Source organism: Candidatus Termitispirillum reticulitermitis (genome assembly GCF_054655775.1).
Genome location: NZ_BAAIHG010000018.1, coordinates 1 through 22044, shown reverse-complemented (window position 1 = coordinate 22044; position 22044 = coordinate 1). Strand labels below are relative to the sequence as shown.

Below are 22044 nucleotides of genomic sequence, written 5' to 3'. Positions count from 1 at the left end.
ATCTCTAAGATAAACACCAGCGAATAAAAGCCTGATGAAAAGATTGCAGTGAATTGCCCGCGAATGACGATATCTACCATACGGATAGCTAACCAGCCAGCACCGATATAGGCGGCTACCTTAGCAAGCCCAAGAACAGGCATCTCATACTTCCTCCCAAAGCCCACAGAGGCAAGCCCAGACTCAAACTGCACTATAGAAAAACCCATTAGGAATGCATTTACTAAAAATAACAACGGTAACAAATTTGTCTGCCACAGCGGATGCAACTTATATCCAGCTATTATGAACAGAGAGCCTAGCGATGATTGATGCATCGTAGGTAGCGTCATACCAAGCGGAATTATAACAAACAACGCCTTGTCTAACATCTTGTTTAATATGCCGAAAAAGCGCGGGATAATCCATAAATCAACCCCAGCAACTACGATTTTTAAGGCGGCAATGCGCTCAAACACTGCCGGTAAAAATTCTATTATCAATATACAAGTATAACCCATTACGCACATAGCCACTTCAAACATAACAGAGTTAGTCTGCCAGCGCGATGGGACAAAGAAACCATAAGCATTCCAATAGCGTCCTATATCAACTAATACAGAAAAACCAGCTAGCGCATAGCCGAACATACTAGCCAGAACCGCAGAACGGAGCATCGGGTGGTGTCGCCAACTCCTAAAGAAATAACAGCTATATGCTAGCGCATAGCCACCACAGGCAAAAGCCGTGCCCGTAGCTACGTCATAAGCTAGCCATACACCCCACGGATAGCCATCTGAAAGATTTGACACTGCCCCAAGTCCCATAAAGAAACGAACAATAATTATTACAAAAGCGAACACCACTAAACTGAATAGTGTGACAGACGTAGGGGTGATTAACTTGCCCTCTTGAACTGCGTATTCATTATGTCCGCTCATCGTTACCTCCACCTTTGTGGGAATCGTCCCTATGCTCACTATCATGTTTCTTTTGGTTGTAGATAGAAACAGCCGTTAAGGTTGCATATAGAGCGAGCGGGGCTATCATGTGCTTATATAGCGTATGTTGAATATGTTCAGATTCTGCCGCATAAGAGTAGTCGGGTAGTTCTGGCAAGCCTAGTTTGCTAAACTCCACGCCAGCAATATATTTAACGCCTGTGCCGCCGTAATCAAATTCGCCATAGACTTTATTCACGTATCTATCGCTATTAGCCAATATACGTTCTTTGGCTATTTTCAACAACTCCTGCCGTGTGCCGAAGATAACTGCTTTCACAGGACACACTTCAACACAAGCGGGAACACCTTTAGTCTTAAGATTAGTTTCACGGCATAGCTCGCATTTCGTAATCTTGCCGAACTTATCGTGCCACTCATAAGCAGGGATGTTGAACGGACATGCTATCTGACAATACCTGCAACCTATGCATTTATCTTTATCGTATTCTATGATGCCCGTTTCTTCGTTTTCTGTCATAGCTTTCACGGGACAGGCAGATACGCAACCCGGCTTGTAGCAGTGCATGCATTGCCTTTTCATGAAAGCTATTTTAGAATTATCGGGGCTTTTATACATCTTAATAATATTTTTAGTGCGGTAGTCAAGCTCCGTAACGTTCACCCAGCGAGGGTCTGTCACATCTTCTGGAGCAAGCTCAGTAGTTCCGTCCATATCAAAATTAGCCTTGCGACAAGCATAGACGCAAGCCTTGCAACCTACACATAGCGTAGAATCGTATAACATACCAACGTGCTTGTTCCACGAACCTTGAACGGCAGGCTTATCGCTGGATACTTCACTTTCTTCCTCTGCATCCGTTACAGACGGGAGCAGTGCAGCTGCTATGGCTACGCCCCCAAGCGCAGACGCTTTTAGAAAGTGCCGTCTGGAATCATTCATCCCTATGTTCCTCTTGCTGTTCATCTCCATCGGGCAGAGACTGACCGCGCCCAGCGGCGTAGCCCAATGCACCGCCGAGAGCAACACCTACGCCGAGCGCACTCGCTACGCTAGCGGGTTTGCCCGCAGGTTTCATATTTGTCGGAGGGAACCAAGACGGAGACGCAGGGTCTACTATAGCTGCTTTATCAGACACTGCGGTGTTAAATGCCACGTGTTCCGTGCAACCTATACACGGATGACCGATTGAAATTGGCCAAGCGGTGCCGTCGTTGAACCTAAGCTCAGGGCAGTTAGCGTGAGTAACAGGTCCCTTGCAGCCCAATTCATAGAGACAATAGCCTAATGCGTGCGTTTCATGCCCAAAAGCTTTTGCAAAACGTCCTGCATCAAAGTGAGAGCGGCGTTCGCAATGGTCGTGAACAAGCCGCCCATAAGCAAATTTTGGTCTATTCTGACTATCCAGTTCGGGCAACTTGCCAAACGTAAGTAAATAAAGAATCGTGGCGGGCAGGTTATACGGGTTAGGTGGGCAACCAGGTAGATTTATCACAGGTTTATCGTTCACTAGAGATGCCACACTGACGGCTTTAGTGGGGTTAGGTTGCGCCGTTACAATGCCGCCAATTGATGCGCACGTTCCCATACACACCACAGCAAATGCATCAGTTGCCAGTTTTTGCAAGGATTCTTGTGCTGATAAACCCCCTATCTTACAGCAACCGCCGTCATCAAGTAGCGGCACTGCCCCTTCAACTACCAGTAGGTATTCCCCCGCATATTTTTCATGTGCAGTTTCAAGAGCTTCTTCAGCCTGCAAGCCAGCACCAGCCATAATAGTTTCCTGATATTCTAGGTTTATCGTATCAAGCAGAATAGCAACCAAATCGGGGTGTGAAGAACGCAACAACGATTCGCTACAACCAGTGCATTCCTGAAAGTGTAGCCATATAACGGGCGGACGCTTGTCTCCCTCTGCTGCTGCTGCAACTTGCGGTGCAAAAGCGGCGGGCAAACCCATCGCCGCCGTAAGGGTGGTAATAGTCTTCATAAAGTCGCGCCTTGAAAGAGCCGCGCTAAATATACTGTCATTCAACATATTCCGCTCCTTGCTAACACTAGAAATTTTAACATATCTTGCAAAAATTACAACCAAAAAAGTTGTTATTTAGGGAATATCGCCTCTTCTACCAGTTGACAAATAGTGTGTTCTATTAGTTCGTGGCACTCTTGAATGCGCGGAGTGTCTGTGCTAGGTGCTTTTATTATATAGTTGCACAAGGCGTCCATCTTGGCAGGTTTCGCGCCCGTAAATCCTACGCTTATTATCCTCTTATCCTTGCATACCTCAAGAGCCTTAACTATATTGGCAGAGTTGCCAGAGGTTGAAAAACCGACGAATACGTCTCCTTCGTTCCCGTTAGCTTGTAGTTGGCGAGCGAACACGTCCTCGTAGCCGTAGTCGTTGCCTATAGCCGTCAATATTGATGTGTCTGTGCTAAGCGCAATACCAGCAAGGGCGGGACGGTCGTAGTAAAATCTGCCAACGTATTCGGCGATAAAGTGCTGCGCATCTGCAGCTGAGCCGCCGTTGCCGGCAGCGAGTATCTTTTTGCCTATTCTATATGCGTTGATTATTGTCGCTACAACATCGGATATGGTTTTTATTAGTTTGTCGTCCCCTAGCAGTTTCTGCTGAACGGCGATATTAGTAGATATTATATCTTTTATATTTTGCATAAGCTTCCTCATTATATACTTTCGCTCTAATGTAAATGGAATAGTTAAATTTGTCAAGAGTAGCTCAATGTCTAATTTATATGCTTATACAGTGTTGACAGGCTACAACCTAGTTGTTTTGCTATTTGTGGTTTACGTGTCCCAGCCTTGATAAGCCTCTTTATCTCCGCTTGCTTGCCGGCTAGCTTTAGCGATACGTTCTTTGAGCCATATGGTCGTCCTAACCGTTTCCCCTCTGACTTTAATCTTGCTAGCGTTTCCCGTGTCCTTGCTGAATTCAAGTTCCGTTCTATCTCTGCACTTAACGAAAAAGCAAAACTCAGAACCTTTGATTGTATATCAAGTCCTAGCCTATAGTTTTCTTTAATGGTGTGAACAGCACAGTCTTTCTGCATGCACATAGATAATATTCCCATGACCTCCATCATATTGCGACCTATACGGGATATTTCTGTGGCTATTATTGTATCATTCCTCTTTAATCGCTTTAATAATGAGCCTAATTTTCGTTCTGATAGTTTCTTTCTTGAACTAATAGTTTCAATGACCCATTTGTCTATGACTATACCATTACGTCTAGCGTAGTCTGCTATCTCGAACTTTCCATTTTCGGTGTTTTGATGTGCTGTGCTGACACGGATATAACCATAAGTCATAACAATATCCCCTCCAGTTATTGATATGACCATTGTATGCAGTTTGTAATTTTAACCAAGGTTAAAATAACACGTTTTTTACTCTAATAGCACGATTATTTTTAGAAGTCAAAGAAATGCTATGAGTCCCTATCCTAACCCTTCCCAGCGGTTTCACCGCCACCCCTCTTATATTCTCCCCCGACGGGGGAGCGTGCCGCAGGCACGAGGGGGGGGGGGGGGTTATTAAATAATACAGAAAATAATAGTCCCTGAACGTCCCATAAGCACCTTTCAGGGTTTGTTTCGTTAGTGGTGTCCGTATTGAACTGGGGATTTATTTGCTCCTCCCCAACGCCTCCCTTTGCATAACCATATACACGTCCCTAGCGGTTTCTAGGTTTTCAATACGTTGCATTATTAAGGCACGTTCAACCTCATTAGTGCTAGGTGCTATTAAGTGTTTTAGGCTCTTTATGTTGTGTGCGCAGGAGTTATGAAAAGCGTCTCTAGGCAAGCCACCTTTCACACGATAAAAAGAACCTTTAGACGTATATGCTTTATCAACATCTTTATAATTGCCACCAGTCATAACTTCCAACGAACGAAAAGCGTCAGTAGCCGCTGACATCTGAGCCTCTAGTCCAGAGCCAATAAGTCTATTGTCGGTGTCTCGCCGTTCATATTCTTGACTTAAAAGAGCATATTCAGCCTGCCATATTAAATCAGGAGCTTTAATATTGCGAGCGGATATAAAAAGAGCTTTTATGGCTGATACAGCATCCAAAAGCATTATAAAGCCTCTTTGCGCTCCTTTCTCGGTGTTGTGTGTCTTTCTGCCAGTATGCAACAAAATAACATTATCAGCCATTTCTACGCTTATTTCATCATTGATTGAGCCAGTTTTCGCCATATCGTTCGTTAGCCTCCACTAGATTATATCCGTTGCGAATTAAAAAATCTTTGCCTGAAGTCTCCTTAAAAGCCATTGCCACACGTGGTGGCATTGGTATTTGCCTTATGAGTCTTGCCGCTTCCTCTTTTTTGCCTGCCTTTCTTAATTCAACGGCACGTTCCGCCAAGTCCATTTCCTCGTCAAGCGTTAGTTTCCTATGTTTCACAGCTTCCATATAGAACCATCCTTTATAGTTTGTTCATCCGAACAAACTGTTAGGTTACTATGCATAAGATATTTTGTCAAAAGTAGAAAATAATAGTCCCAAACGTCCCTTTAGCACCCTTTAGGGTTTGTCTCGTTATTGGTGTCTGTATATAATCATTATGTGCTTGGGGAAGGATACGCTATCTGGTTGAAATAAAGCTATAGCGGTCTGACAATTTGCAACTGATTTAATGACAACACCAATATGCTAGCGTTGGGTTCTGTTGTTGGTTCTGAGGTTGCACGGAAAAAAGTTGTTAGATTATCGGGTATCGTATCGCCTGATTGCACCTTGGTAAAAGATATTCCATTTTTTATTACTGGTTTTAAGGGTTAGTTAGAGATTAAAAGCTATTTTCAAGCTCCGATGGTGAGGAGAAAAATATCCTAATAGTCTCTGACTGCCCTTAGAAAACCATTCATACGTTCACAACGTAAGGGGTTATATGCGCCCTATAAGTTCAGTTAAGTAGTAGTTGCCCTTGTCTTATAGTTTGACAACTCCCCTAAAATACCTTAAACTACCCGTTATGAATAATATTTACGAGCGAATACTGGCTTTATCTAACGAATATTCTAACGAACTACGTCAGAATATGGCTATCCGCTTGTCTGATATGAAATCTGACGATAATTCACATTACTTGATATACCAAGTCTTGGGTATATCAACGAAAGAGGGACAGCTCATTGACGAATATCAGAACAAAGGACGTTTTCTATATAAATATGCTGGCTCGTTCTTGGAAGAGGCAACTATTTTATGCTTTGAATATAAGTATAGTATGGCACAAAGAAAGGTAAAAATAAAGAATACTGTTGGGGTGCGACCAGCTAAGTTTGAAATTGATTGTTTGGTGGGCAAAGACGCTTACGAGATAAAGTGGCGAGATGCCACCACAGATGGCGACCATATTACAAAAGAGCATACCCGCATTCAGGCTGTAAAGAATGCAGGCTATAAGCCTGTGCGGATAATGTTTTTCTATCCTAATCGCTCACAAGCTCAACGTATTCAAGAGATGTTGGCTAGCACCTACAAGGGCGTTGGTGGTGAGTACTATTTTGGAGACAAGGCGTGGGAAGTTATCAAGAGTAGAACAGATGTAGATTTGTTGGCAATTCTAAAAAAGATAGCGAAGAAAGGCTAATTATGAATAACATTATAAAGGCCGGCGATTGCAAAGAAAGTTTAAGGGAGATTTCCAGTAGTAGCGTTGATTTGGTCTATTTAGACCCACCATTTTTCACGCAGAGAACACAAAGCCTAAAAACAAGAGATAATAGTGGCGAGTATTCTTTCTGCGATAGTTGGGATAGCATACAGGATTATTGTATTTATATAAAAGAGAGGTTATTTGAGTGCAAAAGGGTGTTAAAAGAGACTGGGAGCATATTTTTGCATTGTGATAAGACAGCCTCTCACTATATCCGTGTGCTTTTGGATGAGCTGTTTGGTATGGATAACTTCCAGAGTGAGATTATTTGGCACTATAGACGTTGGTCTAATGCCAAGAAAGGGCTGTTGAACTCTCACCAGACTATTTTCTTTTATAGCAAGAGCAAAGAGTTTAAGTTTAATCATATTTTTGACGACTATTCGCCTACTACGAATATTGACCAGATATTCCAAAAGCGGGTTCGTGACACTCACGGCAAGACAACGTATAAAGTCGCAGAAAACGGCGATTACGAGCTAATGACGGGCAAGAGGGGTGTCCCGCTATCTGATGTGTGGTATATTCCATATCTAAACCCAAAAGCTAGAGAACGTGTCGGTTATCCTACACAAAAACCGCTTATTTTATTGGAACAGCTCATTAAATTGGTCACAGACGAGGGCGATGTAGTTTTAGACCCTTTTTGTGGCAGTGGCACGACTTTAGTTGCGGCAAAAATATTAGGCAGGAATTATATAGGTTTTGATATATCGGAGGATGCCATCCAGCTGGTGAAGAAACGGCTTGAAAACCCAGTGAGGACTGAGTCAAATTTGTTGAAAAATGGGGAGCAAGCCTATATAAATCAAGATGTGGATATTTTTAGGATACTTTGTGAACTAGATGCCGTTCCTGTGCAAAGGAATAAAGGCATTGACGGGTTTCTAAAAATAGATGACGAAGTCAAGCCCGTACCTATAAAGATACAGCGAAAAGATGAAAGTGTTGAAGTTGCTAAAAACTTGTTAGAACGAGCCTCTAGCAAGAATAAGTTTTTATGTAAGATTTTAATAAAAACGAATGAAAATCACGATATTTCGCTATTTGATTTAAGTGAGGATAACACTATCATCGTTGAACAGGTGGAGGATTTTATCGCCCACAAGCAAGATGTTGTGAGAGAATATCTTGGAGAAAGGGAGGGTTATTTATATGGCTAAAATCACTTTAGATTACAATTTAGCGGTTGCGAAACGTATCAAGGGTGGCATATCAGATGATGAGTTGAAAGCGTGTTTGGGACAGGCGGAGCTTGGCTTATCGCGCCTTGCTGACTTGGTGAAGTCGGGCGAGGTGGGCTTTCCGAACCTGCCGAAACAGGACACCACTACTTTTAAGGGCATTGCTAGCGAGATACGTGGGCAGTATAACGACCTTGTGGTTATCGGCATTGGCGGCTCATCTCTAGGGCTTGAGGCTATCACTAATGCGCTGTTGCCACTTGGGTATAATAGTTTGTCGTTTGACGAACGCGGCAAGCTACCCCGTGTATGGGTGCTGGATAACTCCGACCCCTCTGTGGCAAGCTCTATCTTGAAGTATTGCAAACCGAAAGAGACCTTTGTTTTAGTCATATCTAAGTCAGGTGCTACGGTGGAAACGGCGGCTAACTTCACTATAATAATGGATTTCTTGAGTAAAGCGGGCATTGACTTAAAAAAGCAGGTTATACTTATAACCGACCCGCAAAAGGGACCACTCTGCGAATATGGCAAAGCTAACGGAATGAGGATGTTTGACGTGGATAATAATGTTGGCGGCAGGTATTCTGTGCTTAGCCCTGTGGGGTTGCTACCAGCGGTTATATTAGGGCTTGATATAGATAAAATGCTTGCAGGGGCGTGCTCAGTGGCAGAGGGCGACAAGAAACGTATTCTCACTCTGGCGGCGATTTACATTCACTATCTGAAACAAAAGCCTATACACATTTTAATGCCCTATTCATCTAAGCTGCGCAAGTTTGCGGAATGGTTCAACCAGTTATATGGTGAAAGTCTCGGCAAACGCTACGACAGAGACAGCAAAGAGGTGTTCTACGGCAACACTACCGCCATAGCGTGCGGTTCTATAGACCAGCACTCGCAATTGCAGCTGTATATGGAGGGACCTAACGACAAGTTAGTTACGTTTATCGGCGTTTCTAGTTTTGAAAATGATATAAAGCTAAACGGAGAGTTGAATGAGGCGTATAATTACCTGACGGGGCATACACTGGGCGAGCTGTTGAACGCTGAACTTGCTACCACTGCGGTGGCGTTGTCGTTGAATGAACGTCCATCTGTGTTGCTAGAGGTAGATAGGATAAACGAAGAAAGTCTCGGCGCACTCTTTATGCTGTTTGAATACGTAGTGGCGATTGTGGGACTTGCGGCTAACATCAACCCATTTGACCAGCCAGCTGTTGAGCTTGGCAAACAGTTTGCTTATGGGCTTATGGGCAGGAAAGGCTATGAGGCTAAAAAGGCTGAATTTACTCAACTAAATGCTAAATCTGAGGAACATATTATTTAGCCCGCCTTTGCTGGACATCGGTATCTGGCAAAGGTTAGTGGGTAAGCGGGTGTTGGTGGCGATATCTGGCGGGAAAGATTCGCTTGCCCTCGCTAGCTATATGGCTAAGTATCAGGCTTTGGCAGGCTGGCAGCTATCAGCCTGCTACGTCAATCACCACTTGCGTGGCGAAGAATCTTTTCGGGACGAGCAGTTTTGCATGGATTGGTGCACACAGAACAACATTCCATTTAGCGCAGTTAGCGTCAACGTGGCAGTTCAGGGGCGTGGAGTGGAGGACGCGGCACGGCGGGTTCGCTATGATGCCCTTGTAAATGAAGCTAAACGGCTCAACTGCACATATATAGTAACCGCTCATACGACAGATGACAGATTAGAAGGCTTTTTTGTTGATTTGCTGACGGGTGCATCAATGTATACGCTGGGTAGCGTGGCGGAAACTAGACAGATAAGCGTGGATGTCACGCTAGTGCGCCCATTTCTGAATATTACGTCTAATATGATTTCAGAATATCTGGTTGCAGAGGGACTGACGCCAGTCTTTGATAGCACCAATAATAATACTGGCTACACGCGCAATATGGTAAGACTAAACCTGTTGCCTGCTTTGCGACAGTCTTTGGGCGAAGCTCGTTACGAACACCTACAAACTATGATACGCCGGTTGCAACAAAATTCTGCCCATGCTAATGCGTTAATGGCGGATATTATAGGAAACACGGTTGGACTGCTCAGCTACCCCGCTGAGGGGGGGCTTGTGGTAGACAGAGAAATGTTCTGTGGGTTGCCTTCTGAATTACAGACTTACCTGCTAGGTAGCGAACTTTCGCGGCTAGTTAGGGTTGACAGGCGACATATAATGGCGATACTGGAGCAACTTGGACACACCCGTTCAAACCGTATTAGTTTGCCTGATGGCTACGTCTGTGAAATTACCCCTAGAAATATTAGGCTGTTCCATATAAGTTTAGTTGCACCATTTAGCATAGCCTGCAGTGGTGCGGGACTATTCACAATAGATGACCAACGTAAGGTCATATTAGGCAGAAGACTTGCTAATGGGGGTGATATAGTGGTGCGTTCGCGGCGGGACGGCGATAAATTGGGAGCTAATAAGCTTAAAACACTTTTTGAGCGGAAACACCTTGACATATACGAGCGAGATAGGGCAATATTAGTAGAGTCTGCTGGTACTCTTGTGTGGGTGCAATATATATCAGTGGCTAATAACGATGTGGAAGTGATTAGTGACGAATGCTGATAAATTGACTGAGTTTATATCAGAGGTGGCTTTACAGGCACGTGTTTCGGAGCTTGGCAAGCAGATTAGTGCCGACTATGCGGAGAAGAATCTCCTTGTGATAGGTATCTTAAAGGGTAGTTTTATATTTATGGCAGACCTTGTCCGTGCCATAACGCAACCTGTTGAGCTTAGTTTTATAACCCTTTCCAGCTATCATAATGCGTCTAAATCATCTGGGGAAGTGCGCCTTAGTTGCGATGTTGATATGTCCATCAGGGGGAGGGACGTTCTTATTGTTGAAGATATTGTTGACAGCGGCAATACAATGAGCTATCTATTAAAGGTTCTTCAGATTAGGGAGCCTACCAGCCTAAAGGTATGTACCCTGCTAGATAAGCCGTCCCGCAGACAGACGCCTGTTAGTGTTGAGTATTGTGGCTTTCAAGTGCCTGATGAGTTTATAGTCGGCTATGGGCTTGACTATGCTGGTAAATATCGCAATTTGCGCAATATTTCCGCTATAAAATTAAACTAGGAGTAGTTAATGTATAAAAATATAGCTTTATGGATAATCATCGCCCTTGGTATGGCAATGATGTATCAGTATTTCAATGAGTCTCATAGTGTAGATTTGCCGTATTCTGCATTTATATCGCAGATAAGCAATGGTAGCATTAAGAAAGTCGCCATTAAAGAGAATAAGATTACCGGCGAAGACACATCGGGCAAGCGGTTTGAGACTTATTTTCCAACTGATGAGCAGCTAATCCCCATGTTGAAAGAGCGTGGCGTAGAAATCCACGTTATTCCGACTGATACCACTATATATATGATACTCTCGTGGGCACCAATGATATTGCTAGTTGTATTTTGGATGTTCTTTATGCGTCAAATGCAAGGTGGTGGCAAAGGCGGGGCGTTTTCATTCGGCAAAAGCAAGGCTAAAATGCAAGATGCCGACAAAAACAAGGTTACTTTCAAAGATGTAGCTGGTGTTGAAGAGGCTAAAGAAGAACTTGAAGAAATTATAGACTTTTTGAAAGACCCTAAGAAATTTCAGAAACTGGGTGGCAAGATACCGAAAGGCGTTCTGCTAGTGGGTCCTCCGGGAACTGGTAAGACGCTTTTGGCAAAGGCTGTTGCGGGCGAGGCGGGTGTCCCTTTCTTCTATATGAGCGGCTCTGATTTCGTTGAAATGTTTGTTGGCGTAGGTGCATCGCGTGTGCGTGATTTATTTGAGCAGGGAAAGAAACACGCCCCTTGCATATTGTTCTTAGATGAGATAGATGCAGTCGGCAGACACCGCGGGGCGGGGCTTGGTGGCGGACACGATGAGCGTGAACAGACCCTAAATGCATTACTAGTTGAGATGGATGGTTTTGATTCCAGTGAGGGCGTTATAATGGTAGCCGCTACTAATAGGGCGGACGTGTTAGACCCGGCGCTGTTGCGTCCGGGGCGGTTTGACAGAAAGGTTATTGTTCCTAACCCCGACTATCGTGGCAGGCTTGCTATACTAGAGGTTCATGCAAAGAAAGTGCCATTAGCTGATGGCGTGAAACTAGATGATATAGCTAAGGGAACGCCCGGTTTTGCTGGTGCGGAACTAGCCAATCTAATAAATGAGGCAGCATTACTGGCAGCTCGCAGAAACAAAGAAAGGGTTGATATTGCTGATTTAGAGGAAGCCAAAGACAAGGTAATGATGGGCAAGGAGAGACGCAGTGCTGTTATCAGCGAAAGAGAGAAACGCAACACTGCCTATCACGAATCAGGGCATGCGATTGTGGCTAGGATGACCGCAGGTGCAGACCCGTTGCATAAGCTAACCATAATCCCGCGCGGAGCGGCATTGGGACTAACGATGCAGCTACCACAGGACGATAAATACACTATTACAAAAGATTATCTGCTCGGCAGAATCTCTATAATGATGGCGGGGCGTGCGGCTGAAAAGCTGGTGTTTGACCACTACAGCACAGGTGCTTCAAACGACCTAGAGCGGGCGACTAAGATTGCGCGCAATATGGTAACCACATACGGTATGAGCGATAAGGTTGGTCCTGTTACTTACAGCAAACACGAGAACACGGTATTTTTAGGCAGGGAGCTTTCCAGCGGCGCGCTTGATTACAGCGAACAGACGAAAGTTTTAGTTGACGGCGAAATATCTGGTATCTTGAATGGTTGTGCTGACGGGGCTATGAAGATATTGTCAGGGAATAGGACATTGCTTGACAAAATGTCTGATTTGCTGATGGAGCAGGAGACCATAAATGGAGACGATGTAACTAAGCTAATAAACGAGTATGCTGATGAAAAATGGCGTGAAGTGGCAGCTAAAAACCTTGCAGAGCAAGAAACGGAGAATAGCGAACGCAATAAATAGCGTTGGTGCCGACCCCTACGCCCAGAAGATGTGGGACAAAGGGGTCGCTCTTGCCGTAGAGGTAAAAGACTTGCCAGTCGGGGCGGCAAATATCCTGAAACAGGAGGCACTAGCATCAGGGATAGACGCCGCCGTTGCACATGGCACGATTAACGCAGAGGTTGCCACCACAGATGCCGTAATAGTCGGCACTATTCGCGGCTTTCGCTACCTAGCCGAGCGACTGAAACGTCAGCCATACAGCCTGCCCGCCCTTGCTGAAGAGCTAACGACTATTATAGAGCGCAAATCTAATGACGAAAACGGTAACAAGGCAAATAGTCTTTTGATTAGTGGTGTTGAACTGCCACTAGACAGGATTCACGTTATGGGCATAGTCAACATTACCCCTGATTCGTTCAGCGATGGTGGCAAATATACTGACAAATCAGCTTGGACGGAGCGCATAAGGCAAGTAATAGACGAAGGGGCAACCTTTGTGGACATCGGCGGTGTTTCAACCCGCCCTAACTACACCGAAGTGTCGTTAGATGATGAATTAAAACGTGTTCTGCCCGCTGTGGAAACTGCACTTGCTATTATCGGTAACCGTAAAGACGTGTTCGTATCAGTGGATAGCTGGCGTGTAGAGGTATTGGAGCGAGCATTGGCACTGGGAGCACACTTAATCAACGACCAGTCGGAACTTGCAGATGAGCGACTTGCAGAACTGTCCGCTAATACTGGTGCAGCGTTATGTATAATGCACAACTCTGAAAGTGATGTTTGCTATAGGCTAGCTGAGCGAGTGCAAAAAGCCACTTCATTGGGCGTGAACCCTCGCTCAATAATATTAGACCCGGGCTTTGGTTTCGTTAAAGATGTGAACAAAAATTATGAAGTTTTACGCTATTTAGGGGAGTTGTGCGATTTGGGTTATCCCGTTTTGGCTGGCGTTTCGCGCAAGTCTATGATAAATGCCGCTGTCAATAAGCCTGTCCCAGCCGATAGACTCTATGGAACGCTAGCTGCTGAGGTAATTGCTGCTATGAATGGTGCAAAGATTATTCGCACACACGATGTTGTTGCATGCGTGGATGCAATGAGGGTTGTGACTATGGCTAGATAGTTTGCGTTGTGTCATTTTTTTTGCTATTGTAGCCTATGGATATATCACAGCTATCAACAGAGTATATAACATCTGATGGGGATAAGCTTATACTTGATACTCGTGAAGGTTCGCCTACTGCGGGGCAGTGGATACTTGCGACTGAACTGAATAAAGGGCTAAACACTAAAGCGACAAATACCAAAAAAGCAAACACCACCAAAACAGTGACCACTAAAAAGGCAACCACTAAAACTACAACAAGTGCTACTCTCCCCTTTGGCTAGCGCATAAGCCTCGTCAATGAATAGGACGCCGTCCATCGCACTATCAATAACCTCTTTAGTTTTTATCTCCGTCTGCCCGATGTGGAAACTGCACTTGCTATTATCGGTAACCGTAAAGACGTGTTCGTATCAGTGGATAGCTGGCGTGTAGAGGTATTGGAGCGAGCATTGGCACTGGGAGCACACTTAATCAACGACCAGTCGGAACTTGCAGATGAGCGACTTGCAGAACTGTCCGCTAATACTGGTGCAGCGTTATGTATAATGCACAACTCTGAAAGTGATGTTTGCTATAGGCTAGCTGAGCGAGTGCAAAAAGCCACTTCATTGGGCGTGAACCCTCGCTCAATAATATTAGACCCGGGCTTTGGTTTCGTTAAAGATGTGAACAAAAATTATGAAGTTTTACGCTATTTAGGGGAGTTGTGCGATTTGGGTTATCCCGTTTTGGCTGGCGTTTCGCGCAAGTCTATGATAAATGCCGCTGTCAATAAGCCTGTCCCAGCCGATAGACTCTATGGAACGCTAGCTGCTGAGGTAATTGCTGCTATGAATGGTGCAAAGATTATTCGCACACACGATGTTGTTGCATGCGTGGATGCAATGAGGGTTGTGACTATGGCTAGATAGTTTGCGTTGTGTCATTTTTTTTGCTATTGTAGCCTATGGATATATCACAGCTATCAACAGAGTATATAACATCTGATGGGGATAAGCTTATACTTGATACTCGTGAAGGTTCGCCTACTGCGGGGCAGTGGATACTTGCGACTGAACTGAATAAAGGGCTAAACACTAAAGCGACAAATACCAAAAAAGCAAACACCACCAAAACAGTGACCACTAAAAAGGCAACCACTAAAACTACAACAAGTGCTAGCAGCTCTTCATCCGTAGGTGATGTCTTTAATCTTGTTCTAATCTGCTTTTTTCTCTACCTAGCCTATAAGGTTTTGCGTAAGGCTTGCTCTATTATTTATGGCATATTCACGTCACTATTCCCCGATAGTTCAGAGAGGGTCTATGCTCTGACTGAGGAAGGGTATCAGCATTTTGAAAACGAGCGGTATGAAGAGGCTGTCGTGGCATATACCCGTGCGCTAAATATAGACCGCAACTATAGTCCTGCTCTAAATGATAGAGGGGCTTCATACATTGAGCTTGAGCGATATGACGAGGCGATAACAGACCTCACGCGTGCAATAGAAATAAACCCTAACTATGATATAGCATTGAGAAATAGAGCCTACGCCTATGTGCAGACGGGGGACTATGCGGCGGCTGAACGCGACTGCCAAAGGATTATCAAACGTGGTAAAGATTCCGAGCAGATAAAGACTGCCAAAGCTATTCTTGAGCAACTACCGAACACAAAGTCTGCTGAGAACACACATAAGGAGCAAAAGTCCAAACCTAATAAGACTACGGGTCCAGCCACAAAGCCTACTAAAACGTTAAACGAGTTATTGGCTGAATTAAACTCACTAACAGGGCTAAAGGGTGTCAAGGCGCATATAAATGAGCTGATTAGCAAGCTAAATACTAATAAACAACGGCAAGCGCAGGGCTTAAAGGCTGTCTCAACATCACTGCACATGGTTTTTTCTGGCAACCCTGGCACGGGCAAGACGACTGTTGCTAGGCTACTTGCGGAAATATATAAGGTGCTCGGTATTCTATCGGGCGGGCAGCTTATTGAGGTTGACAGGGCGGGGCTGGTAGCGGGCTATATCGGGCAGACGGAGATAAAAACTAAAGAGGTTATTGATAGTGCGATGGACGGCGTCCTATTCATTGACGAGGCTTATGCGCTAGCCAAAGGGGAGAGTAGCAGTAATGACTTCGGGCAGAATGCGATAGACACGTTATTAAAAGCTATGGAGGACAATAGAGACAGGCTTATTGTGATTGTAGCGGGTTATGATGCTCCGATGAGGAAGTTTGTAAAGTCAAATCCAGGGCTAGAGTCGCGCTTTAATACATTTATTCATTTTGATGACTTCAACGGGGACGAGCTGTGCGATATATTCTTGAGACGGTGTAAGGAACACGACTTTAGGCTAGACGCCGATGCGCAAAAGTATGTGCTGAATTATTTGCATCGGCTATATAAGGGGCGTGGCGATAATTTTGCAAACGCACGTGAGGTGCGCAACTATTTTGAGCGCGTTTCTAACCGCCAGTCCATTAGGTTGGCAAAATTAGATGAAGACAATGGTAGTAAGAAACTCAGCAAAGAGGAGTTGCAAACATTAACCGTTGACGATTTACAGGTTGAGGGGGCAGAGCGCAGTGAAAAAACGTTAGATGTTCTGCTAAATGAGCTGAACTCATTAACAGGCTTAAAGGGTGTGAAAGGGCATATAAATGAGCTAATTAGCAGGTTGAACACAAATAAAAAGCGACAGGAACAGGGCTTAAAGGTTATTCCAACGTCGCTACATATGGTCTTTTCGGGCAATCCCGGCACAGGCAAGACGACTGTTGCTAGGATACTAGCTAAAATATACAGGGAGCTTGGAGTTCTGCCGAAAGGCGAACTTATTGAGGTTGATAGGTCGGGGCTAGTGGCAGGCTATATTGGACAGACGGAACTAAAGACTAAAGATGTCATTGACAGTGCTATGGGCAGTGTTCTATTCATTGACGAGGCTTATGCTCTAGCGAAAGGGGGGCTTGGCAATGACTTCGGGCAGAATGCGATAGATACGTTATTAAAAGCTATGGAGGATAATAGGGATAGGTTTATCGTGATTGTTGCGGGCTACGATGAACCGATGAAGCATTTTGTGGACTCAAACCCGGGTCTTAAATCGCGGTTTAATACGTTTATATTATTTGAGGATTTTAACGGGGATGAATTATATGAAATATTCTACAATATGTGTCGCAAAAATGATTTTGTGCTAGACGAAGTGGTGCAAAACTATGCACGGAACTATTTACAGAAACTATACAATAACAGGGGTGATAACTTTGCAAATGCCCGTGAGGTGCGCAACTACTTTGAACGTGTATCTAATCGTCAAGCTCTTCGGCTGGAAAGGCTTGATGTTGATAACGGCACAGAGGAGCTGAACAAAGAGGAGCTGCAAACGCTCACTATTGAAGATTTAAGCGAATAGCAAAGGGACTTTTTGTTGCCTAACCCCGCATAGCAAACGGCGATTTGCCGAATATCCCTTTGTAGCGTAGTGCAAGTGTGCCGATAACTAGAACGCCTGCCGTAGCAACTAGCAAATCCATATTTATTATTGTTGATTTTGCTGTTATCTCTGCGGCTATATACTCTGGCGTCTGCGGAACAAGCCCGTGCGTGCTAGACTGCAATATAATAGACGATATTTTAGGTGCACCGAACGCCGCAAGCCCCATAAATGTGTAATACATACCTATACTGCGTCCCTTGCGGACTGGGAAATATTCACTGAGCAATGCTGCCCCCGTCTGCAAAGCCCCGCCCGCTGCAAAAAAACCTATAGTGAATGCCACAATAGACGTAATGAGTGGTGTCTTGGCTAGCACCAACAACAGCAACGAAATAAACGAGCCTGTGGTAAAGAGCAGCAGCACAGCTATTGAGCGCAACCCCCGCGCCATAAGCATAGACATTGTTATAACTGCCACAATAGAGCCGATACTGTTATAGCTCATCAACGCACGACTAGCCATATCGCCCATGCCAACAACATCACGCCCATATATAGTAATACTCTGCTGGATTATAAAAAACGTCATCTGCGCAATGCCCCCATAGATAAGACAGAGCACCCCCTCAATAGCAAAACTGGGTTTGCTAGAATAGACAACATTTTTTGTCTGATTTTGCTTAATGTTCAGCGGTTTGAAACTGGCTATAAAGGCAAGTATAAAGACCAGCACACTAATTGCAAGCGGGATTGCCAGCAGTATATATGAATAAGCCTCACTATTAGATAGCAGTCCGACCAGCAGGGGGAAGAACATTCCCGACAGCGCAATTGCCCCTTTTAACAAAACCAGTGCTGATGTTGAGTATCTAATCGGGAATATTTCCTGCAAGGCGGGGTATGCGGCACTATCAAAAGACGACGTTGACGCACCACCTAAAAAGGCAAATAGGCACGCAATAACATAACTATCCGTGCCTACAAGCCCAGTGAAAAACAGCACATAGCCGATACTGCCTAGAATCATCATCGGTTTTCTGCCTAGTCTGTCAGATATTTCGCCGAACAGCAGGATAGTAAATAGCTTTCCCATACCAGTGAAAGCGATAACATTCATAATCCCCGCAAGGTCTGTATCCCACTGGGCTATAAATGTATCTCGCCCCTGCGATATTGTTATAGCCTGTATTCCGTGTGCGAAATAGGCTAGATATATTGAAACTATGGCAAATATTGAGCGCAATGTCTATTCGTATATAGAAACTGTATTTTTACGAGTCGCAACATTAGCAGGGGGGTTACTAGCATAGCCAAAAGCCGCTCCGCCCACAATCTTGTAATCTGCAGGCACGCCGTGCTTGCTAATAAACTCCCTCATCACTGGCACATCCGCTACAGGGCGTAGCTGGTTTATCCATACAGAACCAATACCTAGCGAGTGTGCGGCTAGGAACATTGTTTGCAATATTATTGCGCCGTCTGCATCTGCAAACGTGATGCCCGTTTTAGGTGCAGTCACCAGCACAAAAACCGGTGCACCGTAGCTTATGTGGTAGTTGTCTTGCAGGACGCGCTCTCTATATATCTGCTCATCAGGTTTGCCCGCACTAGCGGTAGCGCGCTTGAGTATATCGTTTAGCTCATTCACTTTATCTATACCTTTAATCACTAGCAGGTGGCGCGCTTGCTCCCCCTTAGTAGTGGGGGCATATAGCCCAGCATCAATAATAGCGTCAAGGTCTGCTTTTTTAGGCAACTCTTCCTTGTAGCTACGGACACTGCGCCGCGTCTTTATATTCTCAATAACAGCATTCATACTTCACCTCAATAATCTTTAAGGTTCAAGCCTAGTGTAGAGAAAATTTTTAGTCTCCCCTTACGAGATATTTTATAACACATTATGAATACCAAGTCAAATGGCTTTTGGTTCAATTTTTTCTAAAACGCCATTCCCATAGATAACCCATAAGTCCAGCCCCATGAATCAATAGTCGTATCAAATGGGCGAGTTTCCCAATCATCTTCATCTCCAGAAAGTAAATTAGAATGTCCCTTAATATATTTAGCACCAACTCCGATAGCAATATTTTTAATATAAAATCTTACGCCATACTCACACACAATAGCATTGTATCTGTCTGATAAAGCATATTCAGTAGTGCCATCGCTAGCAATCTTACGAAATTTTAATCTATCATAACCATAAGCCCAACCAACACCAGCATAAACATCAAAGAAATCAGCCACTGGATAACTTAAAACAAGGGTAACAGGTGCAACCACACGTGTTAAACGGTCTAACTTAAATTCATTGCCCCCAGTATGTGGGATATTGCCACTGAAAATATCTTTTTCATAAGTCATTGATACACCCACGCCAAGCCCTATATATTCTGTTATATATATTGTTGCATCAACCCCGACATAATTTATTTCTTCAGGACCATATTCACCATCGGTATGCCAATCGTCAGCTTTCACCCCATCCGTTATCCCTTGACTAAAATAAAGCACCCCCTCTCTACTAGGAGTCGCACAACCCGCAAGCAAGAATATTGAAACTGAAGCAAACAGAAGTAAGTTTCCTATCGCTGGCTTACCTTTCATAAGATGCTCCCATATCTAATCTGTGTGTATTGTACTCAAGCAATAACGGCAATATATCGCTAGGTATTATATCTGCCAGCTGAGAGGAAAACAAAAGCTTGATAGTGTGTTTAGTCATCATATAGTCCTAATTATTCCACCTCATAAGGCTCTCCATCTACTTCCAAATTCATCGTTTCATAAATTTTACAGCCAGTCTCATCGCAACTCATTCTAGCATATCTATATTCATTAGATGGACGATTATCGCGTGGCATAGCAAGAGTACGTTGCAGTTGAAAAGTGCAACCTCTGGGCAAACTATCTAATTTAGATACTTTTATCCCCCAGCATTCCTCAGATGCGGAATCTATATATATCTTCTTGTCTCTATATACCATAAAACTATAATCACCGTCCATCCCTGTTTTACTCACATATACCTCCTGAACCAAACTTGGCACAAAATCAACGTATGAGTTATAATAGAACTTCTCTGTTTCCTCATCTATTTGTGGAGCAGCCATGAAAGCCTTCATACTTAATCCCTCTGTATTAAAATATCTAAAAAATCCACGCATCGGCTCTAGTTCTTTACAGCCGCTACTATCACACAAATATTGAGCAGACGATTTTTTGCCATCAATACCGTAGTTACTCCCGCCTATAATAAATTTACAATCTTTGGGTAATAGCTTAAAAGGATTGTTGCCCTCTATTCCAATCCCTATACATGCTTTTGTCATATTGTTACTAATGTGTGCACTTATAGGTATCTTTAAGTCGCCATACAGCAGTAAAGAGAGCTCTCCTTCACCATAAGCCAGATATATTTTAGACACTTTCGTATAATCAAAACCATTAATTTCCGTAAGCCACTCTTTATCGCGAATACGTAGCCAACTTTCGTCATCAGAAATAGGTCCTACTATAAATTTAGCTTCACCCGCAAAAAAAGCTTGTGTTCCAAAATATAATAGCACCACAAATAATAGCACCACAAATAGTAACGCCTTTTTCATATCTAGCCTCCCTTACTCCTTTTATTTTCCAGAAAATATAATGATAGGATTTTCATGTTTTTGTTTTATCCTTGTATAACACCTTTATACAATTACACTAAAAACATGTCAAGATTTTATTTGACTATTCATAAAGATTTTGGGGCTGACATAATGATTTCTTCCACTCTAGCTACAACCTTGTCTAGTGCCTCTCTACACACCGGCGATAGCTCCACCCCTGCATTCATATTATCTGAAATTACCCCCAAGAATATTATCTCTTTAGGGCACTGCCCCCGTAGCTCTGCAATTAGCAACGTTTCCTGAAAACCTATCTGGTGTTGCGATAGCTTCACAGGTATTTTATCTAGCATTATATCGTCTTTGCTATACTCTACAATAGTTCCCGCCGCTCCGTCAGCCGCAACAGCGTCTATCAACACCAACAAATCGCACCCCTCAAAGAGCGGCGCACTGAGTAGTCCCAGTGTTCCACCATCATAGACTGATACGTTATCGGGAAAGGTATATTTTGACAACTCTCTAACCGCATGAACCCCGAACCCCTCATCAGATAAGAGCAAATTACCAATTCCAAGCACCACAATATTTTTCATTAGTTCATACTAGCCTGCACCAATCAAGTTAGAGAGACCACCTTCAATAAAGCCTTTCCCCTTGCCACCAACGGCAAAGAAACTAGCCCATGAGAAAAATGCCACCCAAGTGATGAGATAGCCACCAATGTGGTGACTAACAGCCGTCCAAACAACTGCAAGGAGACCTATGCTAACCGCAGCAGAAAGATGAAAGTTCATTTGAAACTCCTTAAATAATAAAATCAAACAATGATTGAAGTTAGCATAAGTAAGATGATAAAGTCAAATTTTTGTGGCAACCTTTCAATGGGTAAGCAAATGTAAGATATGAGTAGAAATTTCATATTTCCTATGCTATACTAAGTAAATGAGTATTTTAGGCGATTTTAAGGAGATGTCGCGTCAGTTGCGTAAGACCATTGTTCTACCAGAGGGCACAGAGCCTAGAACGGTTGAGGCGGCGGCAACTATAGTGAAAGACAGACTTGCACGCCTCATAATGCTTGGCAATCCCGATGAAATCAACTCTAAAATGAAAGAACATGGCG

At 43.9% G+C, this 22044-nt stretch carries 26 protein-coding genes and 1 pseudogene; 12 read left to right on the top strand and 15 right to left on the bottom strand.

Features of this window, described 5'->3' with window-relative positions:
* From AC1MDJ_RS03420 to AC1MDJ_RS03390, 7 genes are all read right to left on the bottom strand, one after another.
* Positions 1–920, bottom strand: a 920-nt coding sequence (locus tag AC1MDJ_RS03420) for a polysulfide reductase NrfD family protein (protein ID WP_479689554.1), incomplete at its 3' end; no start/stop codon positions are given.
* Complete coding sequence (hybA, locus tag AC1MDJ_RS03415) at positions 907–1884, bottom strand: hydrogenase 2 operon protein HybA (protein ID WP_479689553.1); 978 nt, start codon at positions 1882–1884, stop codon at positions 907–909. The genes hybA and AC1MDJ_RS03420, both read right to left, overlap by 14 nt.
* Positions 1877–2983 (bottom strand): hydrogenase small subunit, encoded by a 1107-nt coding sequence (locus AC1MDJ_RS03410; protein WP_479689552.1) that lies wholly within the window; start codon positions 2981–2983, stop codon positions 1877–1879. Before AC1MDJ_RS03410 ends, hybA begins: the two co-directional genes overlap by 8 nt.
* A 65-nt stretch (positions 2984–3048) precedes the next feature.
* A complete protein-coding gene (locus tag AC1MDJ_RS03405; protein ID WP_479689551.1) occupies positions 3049–3636 on the bottom strand; it encodes a D-sedoheptulose-7-phosphate isomerase in 588 nt (195 codons plus the stop codon).
* Positions 3637–3695: 59 nt separating this feature from the next.
* Positions 3696–4280: a recombinase family protein gene (locus AC1MDJ_RS03400; RefSeq protein ID WP_479689550.1), complete on the bottom strand. Its 585-nt coding sequence runs from the start codon at positions 4278–4280 to the stop codon at positions 3696–3698.
* Between the two features lie 316 nt (positions 4281–4596).
* Positions 4597–5172 (bottom strand): hypothetical protein, encoded by a 576-nt coding sequence (locus tag AC1MDJ_RS03395; protein ID WP_479689549.1) that lies wholly within the window; start codon positions 5170–5172, stop codon positions 4597–4599.
* Positions 5147–5389, bottom strand: coding sequence for a hypothetical protein (locus AC1MDJ_RS03390; protein WP_479689548.1), 243 nt, complete (start codon positions 5387–5389; stop codon positions 5147–5149). Before AC1MDJ_RS03390 ends, AC1MDJ_RS03395 begins: the two co-directional genes overlap by 26 nt.
* A gap of 237 nt (positions 5390–5626) precedes the next feature.
* On the opposite strand from AC1MDJ_RS03390, the gene AC1MDJ_RS03385 reads away from it, so the two are divergent.
* From AC1MDJ_RS03385 to AC1MDJ_RS03345, 9 genes are all read left to right on the top strand, one after another.
* On the top strand, positions 5627–5758 hold the full coding sequence (locus AC1MDJ_RS03385) for a hypothetical protein (RefSeq protein WP_479689164.1): 132 nt from the start codon (positions 5627–5629) through the stop codon (positions 5756–5758).
* Between the two features lie 193 nt (positions 5759–5951).
* Entirely contained in the window at positions 5952–6572 is a 621-nt protein-coding gene (locus AC1MDJ_RS03380; protein WP_479689547.1) for an ApaLI family restriction endonuclease, read from the top strand.
* A 2-nt stretch (positions 6573–6574) separates the two neighbouring features.
* Positions 6575–7801 carry a DNA-methyltransferase gene (locus AC1MDJ_RS03375; RefSeq protein WP_479689546.1) on the top strand — a complete coding sequence of 409 codons (1227 nt, stop codon included), beginning with the start codon at positions 6575–6577 and terminating at the stop codon, positions 7799–7801.
* A complete protein-coding gene (locus AC1MDJ_RS03370) occupies positions 7794–9152 on the top strand; it encodes a glucose-6-phosphate isomerase (RefSeq protein WP_479689545.1) in 1359 nt (452 codons plus the stop codon). The genes AC1MDJ_RS03375 and AC1MDJ_RS03370 overlap by 8 nt, the downstream gene beginning before the upstream one ends.
* Positions 9124–10413, top strand: a complete 1290-nt coding sequence (gene tilS, locus AC1MDJ_RS03365; RefSeq protein WP_479689544.1) for a tRNA lysidine(34) synthetase TilS — start codon at positions 9124–9126, stop codon at positions 10411–10413. The genes AC1MDJ_RS03370 and tilS overlap by 29 nt, the downstream gene beginning before the upstream one ends.
* Complete coding sequence (gene hpt, locus AC1MDJ_RS03360) at positions 10400–10930, top strand: hypoxanthine phosphoribosyltransferase (protein ID WP_479689543.1); 531 nt, start codon at positions 10400–10402, stop codon at positions 10928–10930. Before tilS ends, hpt begins: the two co-directional genes overlap by 14 nt.
* Positions 10931–10939: 9 nt before the next feature.
* Positions 10940–12784: an ATP-dependent zinc metalloprotease FtsH gene (ftsH, locus tag AC1MDJ_RS03355; RefSeq protein ID WP_479689542.1), complete on the top strand. Its 1845-nt coding sequence runs from the start codon at positions 10940–10942 to the stop codon at positions 12782–12784.
* Positions 12711–13892 carry a dihydropteroate synthase gene (gene folP, locus AC1MDJ_RS03350; RefSeq protein WP_479689541.1) on the top strand — a complete coding sequence of 394 codons (1182 nt, stop codon included), beginning with the start codon at positions 12711–12713 and terminating at the stop codon, positions 13890–13892. Before ftsH ends, folP begins: the two co-directional genes overlap by 74 nt.
* 35 nt (positions 13893–13927) lie before the next feature.
* Positions 13928–14158 (top strand): hypothetical protein, encoded by a 231-nt coding sequence (locus AC1MDJ_RS03345; protein ID WP_479689540.1) that lies wholly within the window; start codon positions 13928–13930, stop codon positions 14156–14158.
* Here the strand turns inward: AC1MDJ_RS03345 and AC1MDJ_RS03340 are convergent.
* Positions 14150–14242 (bottom strand): annotated as a pseudogene (locus tag AC1MDJ_RS03340) (AAA family ATPase); the annotation flags it as partial. The gene AC1MDJ_RS03345 and the pseudogene AC1MDJ_RS03340 sit on opposite strands and share 9 nt — an antisense overlap.
* Here AC1MDJ_RS03340 and AC1MDJ_RS03335 point away from each other — a divergent pair.
* Together AC1MDJ_RS03335 and AC1MDJ_RS03330 are read left to right on the top strand one after the other, a co-directional pair.
* Positions 14240–14788 carry a dihydropteroate synthase gene (locus AC1MDJ_RS03335; RefSeq protein WP_479689539.1) on the top strand — a complete coding sequence of 183 codons (549 nt, stop codon included), beginning with the start codon at positions 14240–14242 and terminating at the stop codon, positions 14786–14788. The pseudogene AC1MDJ_RS03340 and the gene AC1MDJ_RS03335 overlap by 3 nt on opposite strands.
* A 35-nt stretch (positions 14789–14823) precedes the next feature.
* Entirely contained in the window at positions 14824–17283 is a 2460-nt protein-coding gene (locus AC1MDJ_RS03330) for an AAA family ATPase (protein ID WP_479689538.1), read from the top strand.
* 19 nt (positions 17284–17302) lie between these two features.
* On the opposite strand, the gene AC1MDJ_RS03325 is transcribed toward AC1MDJ_RS03330, so the two are convergent.
* The 7 genes from AC1MDJ_RS03325 to AC1MDJ_RS03295 form a co-directional block, all read right to left on the bottom strand.
* Entirely contained in the window at positions 17303–18550 is a 1248-nt protein-coding gene (locus tag AC1MDJ_RS03325; protein WP_479689537.1) for an MFS transporter, read from the bottom strand.
* A gap of 3 nt (positions 18551–18553) precedes the next feature.
* Entirely contained in the window at positions 18554–19123 is a 570-nt protein-coding gene (locus AC1MDJ_RS03320; protein WP_479689536.1) for a nitroreductase family protein, read from the bottom strand.
* Between the two features lie 122 nt (positions 19124–19245).
* On the bottom strand, positions 19246–19914 hold the full coding sequence (locus AC1MDJ_RS03315) for a hypothetical protein (RefSeq protein WP_479689535.1): 669 nt from the start codon (positions 19912–19914) through the stop codon (positions 19246–19248).
* The gene (locus AC1MDJ_RS03310; RefSeq protein ID WP_479689534.1) at positions 19904–20035 is read right to left on the bottom strand and encodes a hypothetical protein; all 132 of its coding nucleotides are present in this window, start codon (positions 20033–20035) and stop codon (positions 19904–19906) included. The genes AC1MDJ_RS03315 and AC1MDJ_RS03310 overlap by 11 nt, the downstream gene beginning before the upstream one ends.
* A 10-nt stretch (positions 20036–20045) precedes the next feature.
* Positions 20046–20915, bottom strand: a complete 870-nt coding sequence (locus tag AC1MDJ_RS03305) for a hypothetical protein (RefSeq protein WP_479689533.1) — start codon at positions 20913–20915, stop codon at positions 20046–20048.
* Between the two features lie 128 nt (positions 20916–21043).
* Entirely contained in the window at positions 21044–21514 is a 471-nt protein-coding gene (locus AC1MDJ_RS03300; RefSeq protein ID WP_479689532.1) for a HyaD/HybD family hydrogenase maturation endopeptidase, read from the bottom strand.
* Positions 21515–21523: 9 nt separating this feature from the next.
* Positions 21524–21715: a DUF1097 family protein gene (locus AC1MDJ_RS03295; protein WP_479689531.1), complete on the bottom strand. Its 192-nt coding sequence runs from the start codon at positions 21713–21715 to the stop codon at positions 21524–21526.
* 148 nt (positions 21716–21863) lie between these two features.
* Here AC1MDJ_RS03295 and AC1MDJ_RS03290 point away from each other — a divergent pair.
* Positions 21864–22044: phosphate acyltransferase (locus AC1MDJ_RS03290; protein ID WP_479689530.1), on the top strand; the 181-nt coding region annotated here is incomplete at its 3' end.